This is a genomic window from Bradyrhizobium sp. WSM471, assembly GCF_000244915.1.
GTDB lineage: Bacteria > Pseudomonadota > Alphaproteobacteria > Rhizobiales > Xanthobacteraceae > Bradyrhizobium.
Map to the genome: position 1 here is coordinate 3,991,509 of NZ_CM001442.1, position 13,507 is coordinate 4,005,015.

Below are 13,507 nucleotides of genomic sequence, written 5' to 3' on the forward strand. Positions count from 1 at the left end.
GCGATGTCCGGAGGGCATAGGCGAGCGCCAGCGCGAATCCGTCACGATGCATCATGCCACGATAGAAGGAGCGAGAACCTTTACAACCAATGAATGTGGTGCGCTTGCGCTTCGAATTGTGGTTCGTGCTTGCTTTAAAGTCGAATCGAACGGAAGACGGTCCGGCAACAGGGGGCGCAATTCAAATGCAGCAAGATCCGAACGGTGCGTCTTCAGCAACCGGCGCGATGGGCACGAAGACATTGTCGCGCCGTCAATTGCTGGATCGCGGTCTCAAAGCGGGCGCGTTGTCGCTGTTCGCAGGTGCGGCGAACGCCCAGCACGCCGTGCACGACCATGCGGGCACGTCCCACAGCGCGGACATGTCGCCGAGCATGGGGATGATCGCCGAAACGCCCGTTCCTGCCATGGACCAAGCGCTGGTCGAGCCGGAGGTGCGGCGGTCCGTCAATGGCGTGCTGAGCACGACGTTGCGGGTCGGCTACGCCTATCGCCAGATCGGCGGCGTCAGGCTCTATGTCAGATCCTATGAGGGCGGCAGCCCCGGCCCGACCCTGCGCATGAAGCCCGGCGAAACCCTGCGCATCAAGATGATCAACGATTTGCCGCCGAACCGCGATGGATTGCCGGCCGACATCAGCCATCCGCACCAGTTCAACAACACCAATTTCCACTTCCACGGCGCGCATACCAGCCCGAGCGGAATTTCCGACAACGTCATGCGCTCGATGGCGCCGGGCCGCAGCTACAACATCGAAATCACCCTGCCGGCCGATCACACCAAGGGCACCTACTGGTATCACCCGCATCACCACGGCAGCGCCGACATCCAGATGTCTTCCGGCATGGTCGGCGCCGTCGTCATCGAGGGTGATTTCGCCGACGTCCCCGAGATCGCCACAGCCCGCGAACGCCTCATGGTGCTGACCCAGGTGGTCTACGATTCCAACGGCATGGTCGAAAATTTCGAGACGCTGTTTCCCGAGACCGCGACGCGCTTTCTCGCCATCAATGGCCAGCGCCGGCCCATGATCGAGATGCGGCCCGGCGAGGTGCAGCGCTGGCGCATCCTCAATGCCGCCTATCAGGACGACATGCTGCTCGATCTCGAGAAGCACGATCTGCATGCGATCGCCTATGACGGCATCCAGCTCGGCGCCATGCAGCCGCTGAAGCAGGTCCTGATCGCGCCCGGCCAGCGCGCAGACATTCTGGTGAAGGCAGGCAGCCCCGGCACCTACGCCTTCAACGCGGCGCCCTACGACCAGGGCCACCCTTCGCCCGTGGGACCGCTGGCGCGCGTGGTGGTCTCAGGCGCGCCGATGGACATGAAGCTGCCGCGCGCCCTGCCGCCGGCGCCGCTCGCGACCATCAAGGATTCCGAGATCACCAACCGCCGCAAGGTGGTGCTGTCGGCGACCGCGCCCGAGGCCGATGCCGCCGGCCATTGGCAGGAATTCGCGTTCTTCGTCGACGGCAAGAAGTTCGACCCCGCCCGCATCGATCAGCGGGTCAAGTTGGGCGCGGTCGAGGAGTGGACCATCGTCAACACGCATGAGCATGACGACCACGTGTTCCACATCCATACCAACCCATTCCAGGTGATCTCGGCCAATGGCAAGGCGCTGGCGGTGCCGGAATGGCGGGATTCCGTGATCGTGGAGCGCAAGGGCGGCGTGGTCGTGTTCCGCTCGCGCTTCATCGATTTCACCGGTGTTTACATGCTCCATTGCCACATGATGAACCATGAGGAGATGGGCATGATGCAGACCGTGGAGGTCTACAAAGCCTAAGCTGCGGGTCGAATTGCGCGAATTTGGCGGCGGACAGGGCTGATCCGGGCGCGGCCGGGCTTCCCCTGGCGGCCCGCATGGCCTATTGACGCTGCAACGCAACAATCCCCCAAAAAGACCCCATGATCCGCCTCGACAACGTCAGCAAGCAAGCCGGCCACCAGATCCTGTTCATCGAAGCGTCCGCCGCCCTCAACAAGGGCGAGAAGATCGGCCTCGTCGGCCCGAACGGCGCCGGAAAGACCACGCTATTCCGGATGATCGCCGGCGAGGAACTGCCCGACGAGGGGCAGGTCTCGACCGACCGCGGCATCACGATCGGCTATTTCAACCAGGATGTCGGCGAGATGGCCGGCCGCAGCGCCGTGGCCGAGGTCATGGACGGGGCGGGACCGGTGAGTGCGGTCGCGGCCGAGCTGCGCGAGCTCGAGACCGCGATGGCCGATCCTGACAAGGCCGACCAGATGGACGAGATCATCGCGCGCTACGGCGAGGTGCAGCACGCGTTCGAAGAACTCGACGGCTACGCGCTCGACGGCCGTGCGCGCGAGGCGCTGTCCGGCCTCGGCTTCAGCCAGGAGATGATGGACGGCGACGTCGGCAAGCTCTCCGGCGGCTGGAAGATGCGCGTGGCGCTCGCCCGCATCCTCTTGATGCGTCCCGACGTCATGCTGCTCGACGAGCCCAGCAACCATCTCGATCTCGAAAGCCTGATCTGGCTCGAGAAGTTCTTGCACGACTACGAAGGCACGCTGCTGATGACCTCGCACGATCGCGAGTTCATCAACCGCGTGATCTCGAAAGTGGTGGAGATCGATTCCGGCTCGCTCACCACCTACGCCGGCAATTACGAGTTCTACGAGCAGCAGCGGGCGCTGAGCGAGAAGCAGCAACAGGCGCAGTTCGAGCGCCAGCAGGCCATGCTCGCCAAGGAAATCAAGTTCATCGAGCGGTTCAAGGCGCGCGCCTCTCATGCGGCTCAAGTTCAGAGCCGGGTGAAGAAGCTCGACAAGATCGAGCGGGTCGAGCCGCCGCGCCGCCGCCAGACGGTGGCGTTCGACTTTCCGGCCGCGCCGCGCTCGGGCGAGGACGTCGTTGCGCTCAAGCAGGTGTTCAAAGGCTACGGCAGCAAGCGGATCTATGACGGGCTCGATTTCATGATCCGTCGCAGGGAGCGCTGGTGCGTGATGGGCGTCAACGGCGCCGGCAAATCGACACTGCTTAAGCTCGTCGCCGGTGCGAGCGAGCCGGACGAGGGCACCGTGGCGGTCGGCGGCAGCGTCAAGATGGGCTATTTCGCGCAGCATGCGATGGACCTGCTCGACGGCGAGCAGACGGTGTTCGAGTCGCTCGAATACGCGTTTCCGACCGCGGGGCAGGGCTCCCTGCGCGCGCTCGCCGGCTGCTTCGGCTTCTCCGGCGACGACGTCGAGAAGCGCTGCCGCGTGCTCTCGGGCGGCGAGAAGGCGCGCCTGGTGATGGCGAAGATGCTGTTCGATCCCCCGAACTTTCTGGTGCTGGACGAGCCGACCAACCATCTCGACCTCGCCACCAAGGAGATGCTGATCGCGGCGCTGTCGGATTTCGAGGGCACCATGCTGTTCGTCTCGCATGACCGGCATTTTCTCAGCGTGTTGTCGAACCGCGTGCTGGAGCTGACGCCCGAGGGTATCCACCAGTTTGGCGGCGGCTACACCGAATATGTCGCGCGCACAGGGCAGGAAGCGCCGGGGTTGCGGAGCTAGAATTCCGCTACGCCGCCTTGACGCGTTGCTGCCGCCCGCTACGCTTCCTCAAAAAAGGGAGCGAAACAACCATGAAGCAAATGCGCATCGGCGACATCATCATCGACGCGGTGATCGAGCGGGAGGGGCCGTGGCGGCGGCCGCAGGATTTTTTTCCCGCCTATGACGAGGGCGTGTTCAAGCGCCATCTGCCGACGATGGAGCCTGAGGTGTTCGATGCCGCGCGCGGCATGATGGTGATCACCTATCAGACCTTCGTGGTGCGCACGCCGCGCTACACCATTCTGGTCGACACCTGCACCGGCGAGGACAAGGGCCATCCGCCGCCGTTCGATTTTCCGGGCAAGGAGCGCTGGCGCAACGAGCTGTTCGCGCTCGGCATCTCTTTCGAGCAGATCGACTACGTCTTCTGCACGCATCTTCACATCGACCACACCGGCTGGAATACGACCTTGCGCGACGGCCGTTGGGTGCCGAATTTTCCGAATGCGAAATACGTCTTCCACAAGGGTGAATATGCGGCCTGGGAGGCCGAGCATGCCAAGGGCAGCAACCCGCCCGGCACCGTGTTTCGCGACAACTGCCTGCCGATCGTCGAGGCGGGACAGGCGCTGTTGGTCGATGACGACTACGCGCTTGACGACACCGTCACGCTGACGCCGACGCCGGGGCATTCGCCCTGCCATTGCTGCGTGAACATCTTCTCAAGGGGGCGCCGCGCGGTGGTCGCCGGCGACCTCATGCATCACCAGATCCAGTGCCGCGAGCCGGACTGGTCGGCCAAGCCGGATTGGGATGCGAAGCAGTCGGCGGTGTCGCGGCGAAAGTTCTTTGCTTCCGTCGCCGACACCGACACGCTGATCCTGCCTGTCCATTTTCCGGCGCCGACGGTCGGGCTGATCAAGCCGCTCGGCGCCGCCTTTGATTACCGTTTCAAGCGGGAGTAGGGCGACCGCCTCTCCGTCATGGCCGGGCTTGTCCCGGCCATCCACGACCTTTGCTACTCGGAAACAAGAACGTGGATGCCGGGACAAGCCCGGGCATGACGAGTTCGTGGAGCGACCGCGCGTCAGACGCTCTAGTAAGTGTAGAACATCCGCTGGATTTCCTTGGTGTCGGTCGTCTTGGTCAGTGCCAGCATCAGCAGAATGCGCGCCTTTTGAGGATTGAGCGTATCCGAGACGACGAAGTCGTGCTCGTCGTCCTTGGCCTCGCCGTTGCGCGCGACGATGCCGTTTCCGACACGGCTGCTGCGCACGATCACGACGCCCTTCTTGCGGGCCTCGTCGAGCGCCGGCTCGACCGCCGGCCGGGCCAGACTGCCGTCACCGACGCCGGCATGCACGATCCCCTTGGCGCCGGCGGCGACAAATGCGTCGATCGCAACCCGGTTCATGTTGGCGTAGCCGTAGACGATGTCGACTTGCGGCAGGACATCGAGGCTGGAGACGTCGAATTCGGAGTCCGCGGTGTGCCGGCGCGTCGATTGACGATAGAAGTATGGCTTGTTGCCCTGCATGTAGCCGAGAAAGCCGAGTTCCGGCGTGCGGAAGGTGTCCGCCGTCGAGGTGTTGTTCTTGGTGACGTCGCGAGCCGCGTTGATCTGATCGTTGAGAGCAACGAGCACGCCCTTGCCGACGGCCTCGTCACTACCCGCGAGGATCACCGCATTGAAGAGGTTGATCGGCCCATCCGCGCTGATCGCCGTCGACGGCCGCATCGCGCCGACGACGACGACAGGTTTCTTGCTCTTGACGACGAGGTCCAGGAAATAGCTGGTTTCCTCGATCGTATCGGTCCCGTGCGTGATCACGATGCCATCGACGTCGTCCTGCGCGAGCAGCGTGTTGACGCGCTTGGCGAGCTTGAGCCAGTAGTCATTGTTCATGTTCTCGCTGGCGATCTGGAAAACCTGCTCGCCCTTGACGTTAGCCACGGTTTTCAGTTCGGGGACCGCATTCAGGAGCGTCTCGATGCCCACCGTGGCGGCGGTGTAGCCGACCACAGTGGTGCTGCTCGCCCCGCTGCCGGCGATGGTGCCGCCAGTTGCGAGCACCATGACGTTGGGCAGTCCCGGGCCCCGCGCGTTCGCGGCTTCAAGTCCGATGAGCAGCGCGAAGAGCATGCTCATTGCCGCGATGAAGTGATGACGCACTCGAGGTTGCCACATCTTGACGTTCCCTTTCCCAGAAAGTCTTGTCGATGCGCCCCGCTTCGCTCAGCACCGCATGATCGGTCAGTCGAGAGCTCCTGTCCAGGGCGACACTGCTTTCGGATGATTTGGTCTGGACGCCGGCATATGTCAGCACAAACGCGAATGGCCGGGACAAGCCCGGCCATGTGGCAGTTCGTCTCGCGATTGCTCGCTAAAGCAGCAGCGAATTCGCGGCGCCTTACGCGCCCATCTCGCACTTCTTCATGAAGCTGTTCTTGGCGGCGCCGGCGAGCGGCTTGCCCTCGGCGCTGACGGCCTTGGGCGCGCAGGCGTCGGCCTTGCACTTCTTCATGAACGAGGTCTTGGCGGCACCAGCCAAGGCCTTGCCGTCCTTGCCGACGGCCTTGCTTTCGCAGGTGTCGTCCGCGAAGGCCGAACCCGCTGCAAACGTGGCAACGATCGCAGCCAGGAAAATCCGCTTCATCATAATTGTCTCCCTAAACCAGAAATGGCGCGCGGATTGGAGCCGGGAATCGTGGCGCAATCAAGCTGGATGAGCGCCTGCCGGCCGGTCTTCCTGGCGATTTTTCGGACGCGGGTGCGACAGGGCCAGCGGCGCCTGCTGCACTGCTCGCTGACCGGGACGGCCGATGCTGCTAGCTTCGGGCGAGTTTAGCCGGAGGGAGCATCGTGATGGAGACCCTGATCGTGAACTTGCCGGATGCCGCTTCTGACCGGCATTCTCACCTGGTTCGACCGCAAGAGATGGAATGGCAGAAGACGCGCTTTCCCGGCTGCGAGGCCAAAACGCTGCTGTTCGATCGCAACAGCGGTCTGATGACGGCCTTGATGCGCTTTGCACCTGGGTCGGTGCTGCCCGATCACGAGCATGTCGGCGTCGAGCAGAGTTATGTCATCGAGGGCGCTCTCGTCGACAACGAGGGGCCGGCCAAGGGGATTGCCTGCAAGGCCGGCGAATTCATCTGGCGCGAGGCGGGCAGCCGGCATGCGGCCTGGTGCCCGGAGGGCGCCCTGATCCTGGCGATCTTCCAGGTGCCGAACAAGTTCTTCGAAGCCGACGGCCGGGTCGTCGATGCCGCCGGTCAGGATTGGGACCAGACTTGGGGGCACACCGACGCGCAACGGGCGGGGAGCGCCTAGCCGATCATACGCCCCGCGCGAGAAGCGCCTTGAAGTCCGCGCGTGCGTGCTGCGCTTCAGCCCGCGCCACCTCGGAGGCGTCGCCGAGGCCGAAATAGCCGTGGATCAGGCCGGGACCTTCATGATGCTTCACCGGCACACCGGCGGCTTCCAGCGCGCGTGCATAGGCTGTGCCCTCGTCGCGGAGGGGATCGAACCAGGCGGTGGTGACGATCGCGGGCGCGACGCCGGCAAGCGAAGTCGCGCGCAGCGGTGAAACGCGCCAGTCGGTCGCGTGCGAGGGATCGGCGAGATAATGGCCGCAAAACCACTCCATTACCGCGCGTGACAGAAAGTAGCCTTCGGCATTCTCGGCGCGCGAGGGGAAGCGTGCGTTCTCGCGCGCGTCCGCATAACTCCCGAGGACGTCGGTCACGGGGTAGACCAGGAGTTGCGCGGCGAGCTTGATTCCGGCGTCGCGGCAGGCGATCGCGGTGGTGGCTGCGAGATTGCCGCCGGCGCTGTCGCCGGCAACGCCGAAGCGTTTTGCATCGCCGCCAAATTCCGCGACGCGGCCAAACACGTCGCTGACTGCGGCAAAGGCGTCCTCGAACGCGCCGGGAAAGCGTGTTTCGGGCGGGCGCCGATAGTCGACGGAGACGACGACCGCGCCGGTCTCGATCGCAAGGTTGCGTGCTTGCCGGTCGTGGGTCTCGAGGTCGCCCGCGACCCAGCCGCCGCCATGGAAGAACACCACGGTCGGCGCCGGCGTGGTGCCGACCCGGTAGACACGTGCATCGAGCGGGCCGGCGCCGCCTTTCACCTTGATATCCGCGACGATGTCGACCGGTGGCGGCGGTATGGCCGCGCGCGAGGCAGCCAGTGCGCGCAAGGAATCGCGTGCGCTCTGTGGCGTCATGGTCGTGGCATCGCGCATCGGCAGCAGCGGAATGATCTGGGCGATGACGGGGTCGAGCGGCGCGGCCATGTTGGCTTTCATGGGGATCCTCACAGGGTTCTTGGTCTTGCTTGCGGGTTAGCATAAATATTACGCGCCCCATCGGCAACCGCTCGCATGTGGAATGTCGGGGAATGCAATGCCATGGGATGAACGGGCAGGGAGGTCTTAAGGTGGAATTCGAAACGCTGGTCCAGTCGCGCCGCAGCGTGCGCGGCTTCAGGAACGAGCCGGTGCCGCGCGCGGTGATCGAGGCGATCATCGACAGCGCCAAACGTGCGCCGTCGTCGATGAACACTCAGCCCTGGCATGTCCACGTGCTCACAGGCGGTCCGCTGGAACAGCTGCGCCGACGCAACATGGAGGAAATGGTTGCCGGCGCCAAGGTCAAGCGCGACATCGTCAGCCACGGCGAGTACCAGGGCGTGCACCGGACGCGGCAGGTCGACGTGGCGAAGAAACTATTCGGCGCGATGGGGATCGCGCGCGACGACAAACCGATGCGGCAGGACTGGGTGCTGCGCGGCTTCCGCCAGTTCGACGCGCCGGTCTCGCTGGTCTTGACCTATGACCGCGTGCTCGATCCCGGCGCGGTCTGCCATTTCGATCTGGGTGCGCTCTGCTACGGCATCGTGCTCGCGGCCTGGGACCGCGGGCTCGGCTCGGTGATCAACGGGCAGGGCATCATGCGCTCCGACATCGTGCGCGAGGTTGCGAACATTCCGGAGGACGAGGTGATCATGACCTGCGTCGCGATGGGCTATCCCGACGACAACTTTGCCGCGAACGCCGTTCGCTCCGATCGCGAGGGTAACGACGATTTCGTGCGCTACGTCGGATTCGCCGAGTAGTGCAGGCAGAGGAGATTATTCTCTCGCCGAATTTTTTTGGTGCGGACCGCTCGGCGGCCTCTTGCAATCTCGATCGTGCAGGAGGAACAATGTGCGGACTGAAAGGTTTGATGCTGGCGCGAGGGAATTGATATGCGGCGGCTGGCTAGCCTGGTTCGACGGTTCTTCGGCCCGCGAGTGCGGCGACCGATCGATGATGATCCAAGTCTACCTTTCACACCCGAAGAGTTCGGCCGGATGATCCGCAGCGGCCGGCACGAGGACATGAAGCTGCTGGCCGAAGGGCTCGCCTGCCGGACCGTTCCGCGCCGCACCAGACATCGCGCCGCGCACTAGGCTGGGGTCGAGACGGATTGCTGCGCTCATCTCGTGAGAGCGACCTGCCTGAACGCGGTCAGCAGCGCCTTCTCCAACTTTCCGTTCATCCCGCATAGGATGTCATAGGCCTCGCCGCGTGGCAGCGTCGGCTTGTAGTGCCGATATTCGATCAGGGCCGCGAAGATGTCCGAGATCGTGAGAATCCGCACGATGTCGCCAATGCTCTCGGCCCCGAGCGCATCCGGGTAGCCGCTGCCGTCGAGATATTCGTGATGATGCCGCACGGCATCGAGGATCTCCGGCGAGATATCGTCGTGGTCTTTCAGAAAATCGTAGCCCGCTGCCGGGTGAGTCTCGATCATGGCACGTTCCTCCGGATCGAGACGGCCGGGCTTGTCGAGGATGGCAAGCGGGATCCGGGCCTTGCCGATGTCGTGGAACATGGCCGCCGTGTATAGCCGCTCCAGATCTGACCTGCCGACGCCGAGGCTCAGGCCGAAATCGATGGCGACGCCGGTGACGAGGAGGCAATGCTGATAGGTCCCCTCGTGATGGCGCCGCACCGTCGTGAGCCATTCCGACAGGCCATGCTGGCTGATGCGATCGGCGATCTGGCGGCCGGCTTCTCTGGCGCCGTTGACGTCGACCGGCTGGCCCGATGTCACCGAGGTGAACATCGACGCGATGGCGGTCGCCGCGGTCTCGACTGCATTGTCCGACTGCGCCGCGTGACCTGAGGATGCAGACGCCTCTTCGGGATCAACCAGCGCTGCCAGCAGCTTGATCTTGTCGATCGTCCCGGGAAGGACGAGCGTGGCCCCGAGCGCGTAAGCCTGCGAGATACTCATGTGAGAGGCGTGCTCGACCAGGAAGATGCGCTTCGTTGCCTTCGCGAGCTTTACGGCTCGTTTCTTGATGGCCGCAATGGTGTGGACGTCACGCAATTCCGCACGGATGACGATCGCGAACGGCACCTGGGACAGCTTGGCTTCCGCGTCGAGCCGTTCGCCTGCGACGGCAAACCGTTGCTCGAGAATCGAACAGACGCTCGATAATTTGTCTGAGGAATCAGCCAGCACATGCACGAACGGGCGTGCCGCTTCCTTCTCTCGGATGCCGCGGTCGCCTTTGACGGGGCGGGGTATAGTTCGCGCGTTCTGCACGGTTGACCTGAATCATGCTGGAGTTAATTAGGGGCTGATGAATCCTTGGACCTATTTGCTCTGAGCGGCAGCGGCGGCTGCCGGTTTCCTCTTGCCGTTTGCGGTGACGAAGTGCACGCCGGCGGTGGTGCCGTCGATCCAGACCAATTCGCAGCGCCGGTAGGCGAGCCCCGTCGACGACAGCAGCAGGAAGAATTCCTTGGCCCGCAGAACGTCGAGCGTGCCCTCGACTTCGATCTTCGCGCCGCTTTGCGATATGTCGAGCAGAACGCAGCTGCGCCGCCACGTGCCGTCCGAGCCCATCAGATTGACCGGCTGCTTGTGATCCATTTTCACGCGCTGCGCTTTGCGACCGTCGAACTTCATCGGCTAACCCCCATCTTCGCGCCGCGATTTGCCGGATCGCTCGTGTTGGCGCTTGCCGCTATTTCCCCCCATCGCACTGTCCATTGGCTGGTGGACAGAAGCAGCGTCTCGAAGATCCGTTGCGCGCGCTCGCGCCCGGCATAGGAGAGCCTTTTCCCGCTGCGGTTGCTCAGGATGGTAAGGGTGGTCTGCCAGTTCAGCCGCGAGGCCCGGCACGCCATGACCAGCCCCTCGCAATCGTCGTCGCTCACGACATGCTCGATGATGTCGAGCGGCGCCCCTGAAAGCACCGACAGCGCCGTGAAGAGGTTGGCCGTCTCGCCGCGGATCGCAAAACGGTTCACCGTGGAATCGTTGAGCTTGCCGATGCGGTTGAGGATGACGATCTCCGGCCTCGCGCTTGCATACTCGGCCCGGCAAGGCCGCTTTGGCGGAGCCGGCTCCGCTTCCGGCGCGGGGGACGCGGAAGATGGGTTGGGCGTCGCAGGTGCCTTCCGGGCTGGTGGGACGGAGAGCAGCTTGCGCACGACCAGATCGGGCGTGCCGGGCCGGAGCACCAGCGCCTTCGCGATCTCGCCGTCTTGGTCGGCCCTGGCAATCAGCGCTGCATAGGCTGCGTCGGAGAATTTCGTTCCCGGGTTCTTGATCAGGGCAAGGCAGATCGGGCCGCCGTGCTTGATCAACGCTTCGGTCACGGTCGGCGCGATGTCGCTGCGGGCGGCGATTGCGTGTCGATGCCACTCGCCACGGGAGTCAATGACTGCCTCGAGATCTGCTGCGGAAAGTGCCCGCGACTTGAGCAACACAGGACATGCCACGTCCGGATTATCGTGCGAGGCGAGACGCCACAATGTTTCGGGAGGCGCGATGTCAAGCTCGGCGAGCGCCGTGCTGAGCTGAACCAGTGCGCTGGTCTCGACCCGTTCCGTCAATCGCAGCAGAACACCGTCGACCACGTTGCTGAGCAATTCCCGGCACTGGTCGCGGCTGCCAATGAGCAACTGCACCATGCCGGAGAGAATGCGTGCGCAACGCTCCGCCGGGCACGTTGCGACCGTCTCTTCCAATTCAGCAAGAATATCAGCAGGCGAATTTGCCATCATGGCAGGGGCCTGACCTAAAATTAATTTGGGCTATCGAACTGCGCCTATTCCGCTCGACAGACGTTAATTTGAAATTTGGATTTTGCTCGTTTAGGTATATGTGCACCGCTAGGTACACGGAAAACGCTATCGAAAATTGGCGAGATTTGATGCGCCGGCTTGTCCTTGGACTTCGACGCTCGCCAACTGGTCAACATAGTTCGAAGTGATTCTTTCAGACTTAAGGGACACCGGAACGGGGAAGTGGGGCCGGCATCGTCGCCGGACGCGCGTGTGTTGCGACGCGAAGTTTCACATTTGCCATGAACAGAACTGATGATGCGCCGACGCTGGCGCCGAAGGTATTTCGTTTCACCGACGTCGATGAATTTCGAAGTGCCATACGAGGCCTGAACTTCGAGTTCACGCCTTTCGTACGGAGGATTTCGGCCGAGCAGACCATTCTGTCGCTGCCCGGCTGCGACGTGAATCTGACGCGGGCATTTCCGCGGGTCGTCGACGCACAGCTCGTCGAGAATTGTACCGCGATCGGATTCACGATGGACGATTTGGACGTGCCGGTTCGATTCAACGGCTCGCAGCGCACACGACCGGTCATCGTCATCGGCAGCGGCGGCGCGGCTTACACCACTATCGAGGAGGTGCAGCGGCAAATCGCCTCGGTGGTGTTCAGGCCGGAAGTGACGGATCGCGGCTGGCCACAAGCAGCCCTCTGCTTCAACATCTTCGAAACGACCGCCGCGGGCTTGAACCGGCTCCGCGGTGTGGTTCGGGAGGTGCTGGCAGCCGCTTCGGAGCCGGTCGATGCGCCCGAGGTGCCGCTGAAGGCTGCCGCCATGAGGGAGACCCTGCTCGGCGCCGTGGACGCAATTTTCGAAAGCATCGTTCCTGCGCGATGGACCCTGCGCCCCAATGACGAGCGGAAATTCAAGGTCTTTCAGGACATCCGCGCGCTGCTTTCCGACGACCTCTCGCAGCCCATCTACAGCGACGAGATCGCGCGCACGCTCGGCTTGTCCGTTCGCACCATGCACGACGTCGTCCGCCGCTATCGCGGCATGAGCCTGCACCGCTACCTACGTCTGCGGCGGCTGTGGCTGGTGCGTCAGCGGCTGCTCGCCGGTGCCGACAGCGTCAAGGCCGTCGCGCTGGCGTTCGGCTTCTGGCATCTCGGCGACTTCTCCAGAAGCTATCGTGACCAGTTCGGCGAGACACCGTCGCAAACGCTTGAATGCGGACGGCGCAACTAGGGCGTCAAAACGTTGCGGCCGGTCTGATGATCCGTGCTATACTACCGGCCATGAGCAATCGCATCCTCGTCCTCTACGGTTCCTACCGTTCCGACCGCATGGGCATCCGCCTCGCGAATTTCGTCATCGATCGCCTGCGCGCCCGCGGCGACGACGTCGTGTTGATCGACGCCAAGGCGATCGGCCTGCCGATGCTCGATCGCATGTACAAGGAATATCCCAAGGGCTCCGCACCCGAGGCGCTGGAGAAGCTGGCCGGAGAGATCCGCGGCGCGGACGGTTTCGTGTTCGTCACCGGCGAATACAATTGGGGCATCCAGCCGGGCCTGAAGAATCTCACCGACCACTTCCTCGAGGAGTGGTTCTGGCGTCCCGCCGCGATCGTGAGCTACTCGGCCGGCCGCCTGTCCGGCGCGCGTGCCTCGACTGCCTGGCATGGCACGCTGTCGGAGATGGGCATGGTGGTGGTGTCGAGCACCATCGGCGTCGGCCCGATCGCACAGACGCTGTCTGAGGCGGGCGAGCCGATCGGCGAGGGCGGCAAGGCGCTGGAACGCTCGTTCCCGCGCTTCGCCGACGATCTCGCCTGGTGGATCGAGGCGGCCAAGGCGCAGCGGGCGCGCAAGGCGCCGCCTTATTGACGGTCCCGTAGCCCGGATGGAGCG

13 protein-coding genes are annotated in these 13,507 nt (G+C 63.8%); 7 read left to right on the top strand and 6 right to left on the bottom strand.

The genetic code is table 11. The features are described 5' to 3' along the window. The first annotated feature begins 185 nt into the window (after nucleotides 1–185). The 3 genes from BRA471DRAFT_RS17595 (at nucleotide 186) to BRA471DRAFT_RS17605 (ending at nucleotide 4,485) form a co-directional block, all read left to right on the top strand. Entirely contained in the window at nucleotides 186–1,793 is a 1,608-nt protein-coding gene (locus tag BRA471DRAFT_RS17595; protein WP_007609519.1) for a multicopper oxidase family protein, read from the top strand. A gap of 122 nt (nucleotides 1,794–1,915) precedes the next feature. Further along, nucleotides 1,916–3,538 (top strand): ABC-F family ATP-binding cassette domain-containing protein, encoded by a 1,623-nt coding sequence (locus BRA471DRAFT_RS17600; protein WP_007609520.1) that lies wholly within the window; start codon nucleotides 1,916–1,918, stop codon nucleotides 3,536–3,538. 71 nt (nucleotides 3,539–3,609) lie between these two features. Continuing rightward, nucleotides 3,610–4,485, top strand: coding sequence for an MBL fold metallo-hydrolase (locus BRA471DRAFT_RS17605; protein ID WP_007609523.1), 876 nt, complete (start codon nucleotides 3,610–3,612; stop codon nucleotides 4,483–4,485). Between the two features lie 131 nt (nucleotides 4,486–4,616). Here the strand turns inward: BRA471DRAFT_RS17605 and BRA471DRAFT_RS17610 are convergent, their stop codons facing one another. Both BRA471DRAFT_RS17610 and BRA471DRAFT_RS17615 read right to left on the bottom strand, forming a co-directional pair. Further along, a complete protein-coding gene (locus BRA471DRAFT_RS17610; protein WP_007609524.1) occupies nucleotides 4,617–5,708 on the bottom strand; it encodes a type II asparaginase in 1,092 nt (363 codons plus the stop codon). Between the two features lie 223 nt (nucleotides 5,709–5,931). Beyond that, nucleotides 5,932–6,180 (bottom strand): hypothetical protein, encoded by a 249-nt coding sequence (locus BRA471DRAFT_RS17615; RefSeq protein WP_007609525.1) that lies wholly within the window; start codon nucleotides 6,178–6,180, stop codon nucleotides 5,932–5,934. A 206-nt stretch (nucleotides 6,181–6,386) separates the two neighbouring features. Between BRA471DRAFT_RS17615 and BRA471DRAFT_RS17620 the strand changes: the two genes are divergently transcribed. Beyond that, nucleotides 6,387–6,854 carry a cupin domain-containing protein gene (locus tag BRA471DRAFT_RS17620; RefSeq protein ID WP_007609526.1) on the top strand — a complete coding sequence of 156 codons (468 nt, stop codon included), beginning with the start codon at nucleotides 6,387–6,389 and terminating at the stop codon, nucleotides 6,852–6,854. A 4-nt stretch (nucleotides 6,855–6,858) separates the two neighbouring features. On the opposite strand, the gene BRA471DRAFT_RS17625 is transcribed toward BRA471DRAFT_RS17620, so the two are convergent. Beyond that, nucleotides 6,859–7,821, bottom strand: coding sequence for an alpha/beta hydrolase (locus BRA471DRAFT_RS17625; protein WP_035974970.1), 963 nt, complete (start codon nucleotides 7,819–7,821; stop codon nucleotides 6,859–6,861). A gap of 143 nt (nucleotides 7,822–7,964) precedes the next feature. On the opposite strand from BRA471DRAFT_RS17625, the gene BRA471DRAFT_RS17630 reads away from it, so the two are divergent. Then, nucleotides 7,965–8,642, top strand: a complete 678-nt coding sequence (locus BRA471DRAFT_RS17630; RefSeq protein ID WP_027517616.1) for a nitroreductase — start codon at nucleotides 7,965–7,967, stop codon at nucleotides 8,640–8,642. A 362-nt stretch (nucleotides 8,643–9,004) separates the two neighbouring features. Here BRA471DRAFT_RS17630 and BRA471DRAFT_RS17640 read toward each other — a convergent pair whose 3' ends face one another. From BRA471DRAFT_RS17640 to BRA471DRAFT_RS17650, 3 genes are read right to left on the bottom strand one after another with little or no spacing between them, the layout of a single operon-like run. Further along, nucleotides 9,005–10,123, bottom strand: coding sequence for an HD-GYP domain-containing protein (locus BRA471DRAFT_RS17640; RefSeq protein ID WP_007609531.1), 1,119 nt, complete (start codon nucleotides 10,121–10,123; stop codon nucleotides 9,005–9,007). 51 nt (nucleotides 10,124–10,174) lie between these two features. Next, a complete protein-coding gene (locus BRA471DRAFT_RS17645; RefSeq protein WP_007609534.1) occupies nucleotides 10,175–10,489 on the bottom strand; it encodes a PilZ domain-containing protein in 315 nt (104 codons plus the stop codon). Further along, nucleotides 10,486–11,592, bottom strand: a complete 1,107-nt coding sequence (locus BRA471DRAFT_RS17650; protein ID WP_007609536.1) for a DUF2336 domain-containing protein — start codon at nucleotides 11,590–11,592, stop codon at nucleotides 10,486–10,488. The genes BRA471DRAFT_RS17645 and BRA471DRAFT_RS17650 overlap by 4 nt, the downstream gene beginning before the upstream one ends. Nucleotides 11,593–11,894: 302 nt before the next feature. Here BRA471DRAFT_RS17650 and BRA471DRAFT_RS17655 point away from each other — a divergent pair, with 302 nt between their 5' ends. Both BRA471DRAFT_RS17655 and BRA471DRAFT_RS17660 read left to right on the top strand, forming a co-directional pair. After that, nucleotides 11,895–12,842, top strand: a complete 948-nt coding sequence (locus BRA471DRAFT_RS17655) for an AraC family transcriptional regulator (protein ID WP_007609538.1) — start codon at nucleotides 11,895–11,897, stop codon at nucleotides 12,840–12,842. A gap of 50 nt (nucleotides 12,843–12,892) precedes the next feature. Next, entirely contained in the window at nucleotides 12,893–13,483 is a 591-nt protein-coding gene (locus tag BRA471DRAFT_RS17660; RefSeq protein WP_007609540.1) for an NADPH-dependent FMN reductase, read from the top strand. The last annotated feature ends 24 nt before the right edge of the window (nucleotides 13,484–13,507 follow it).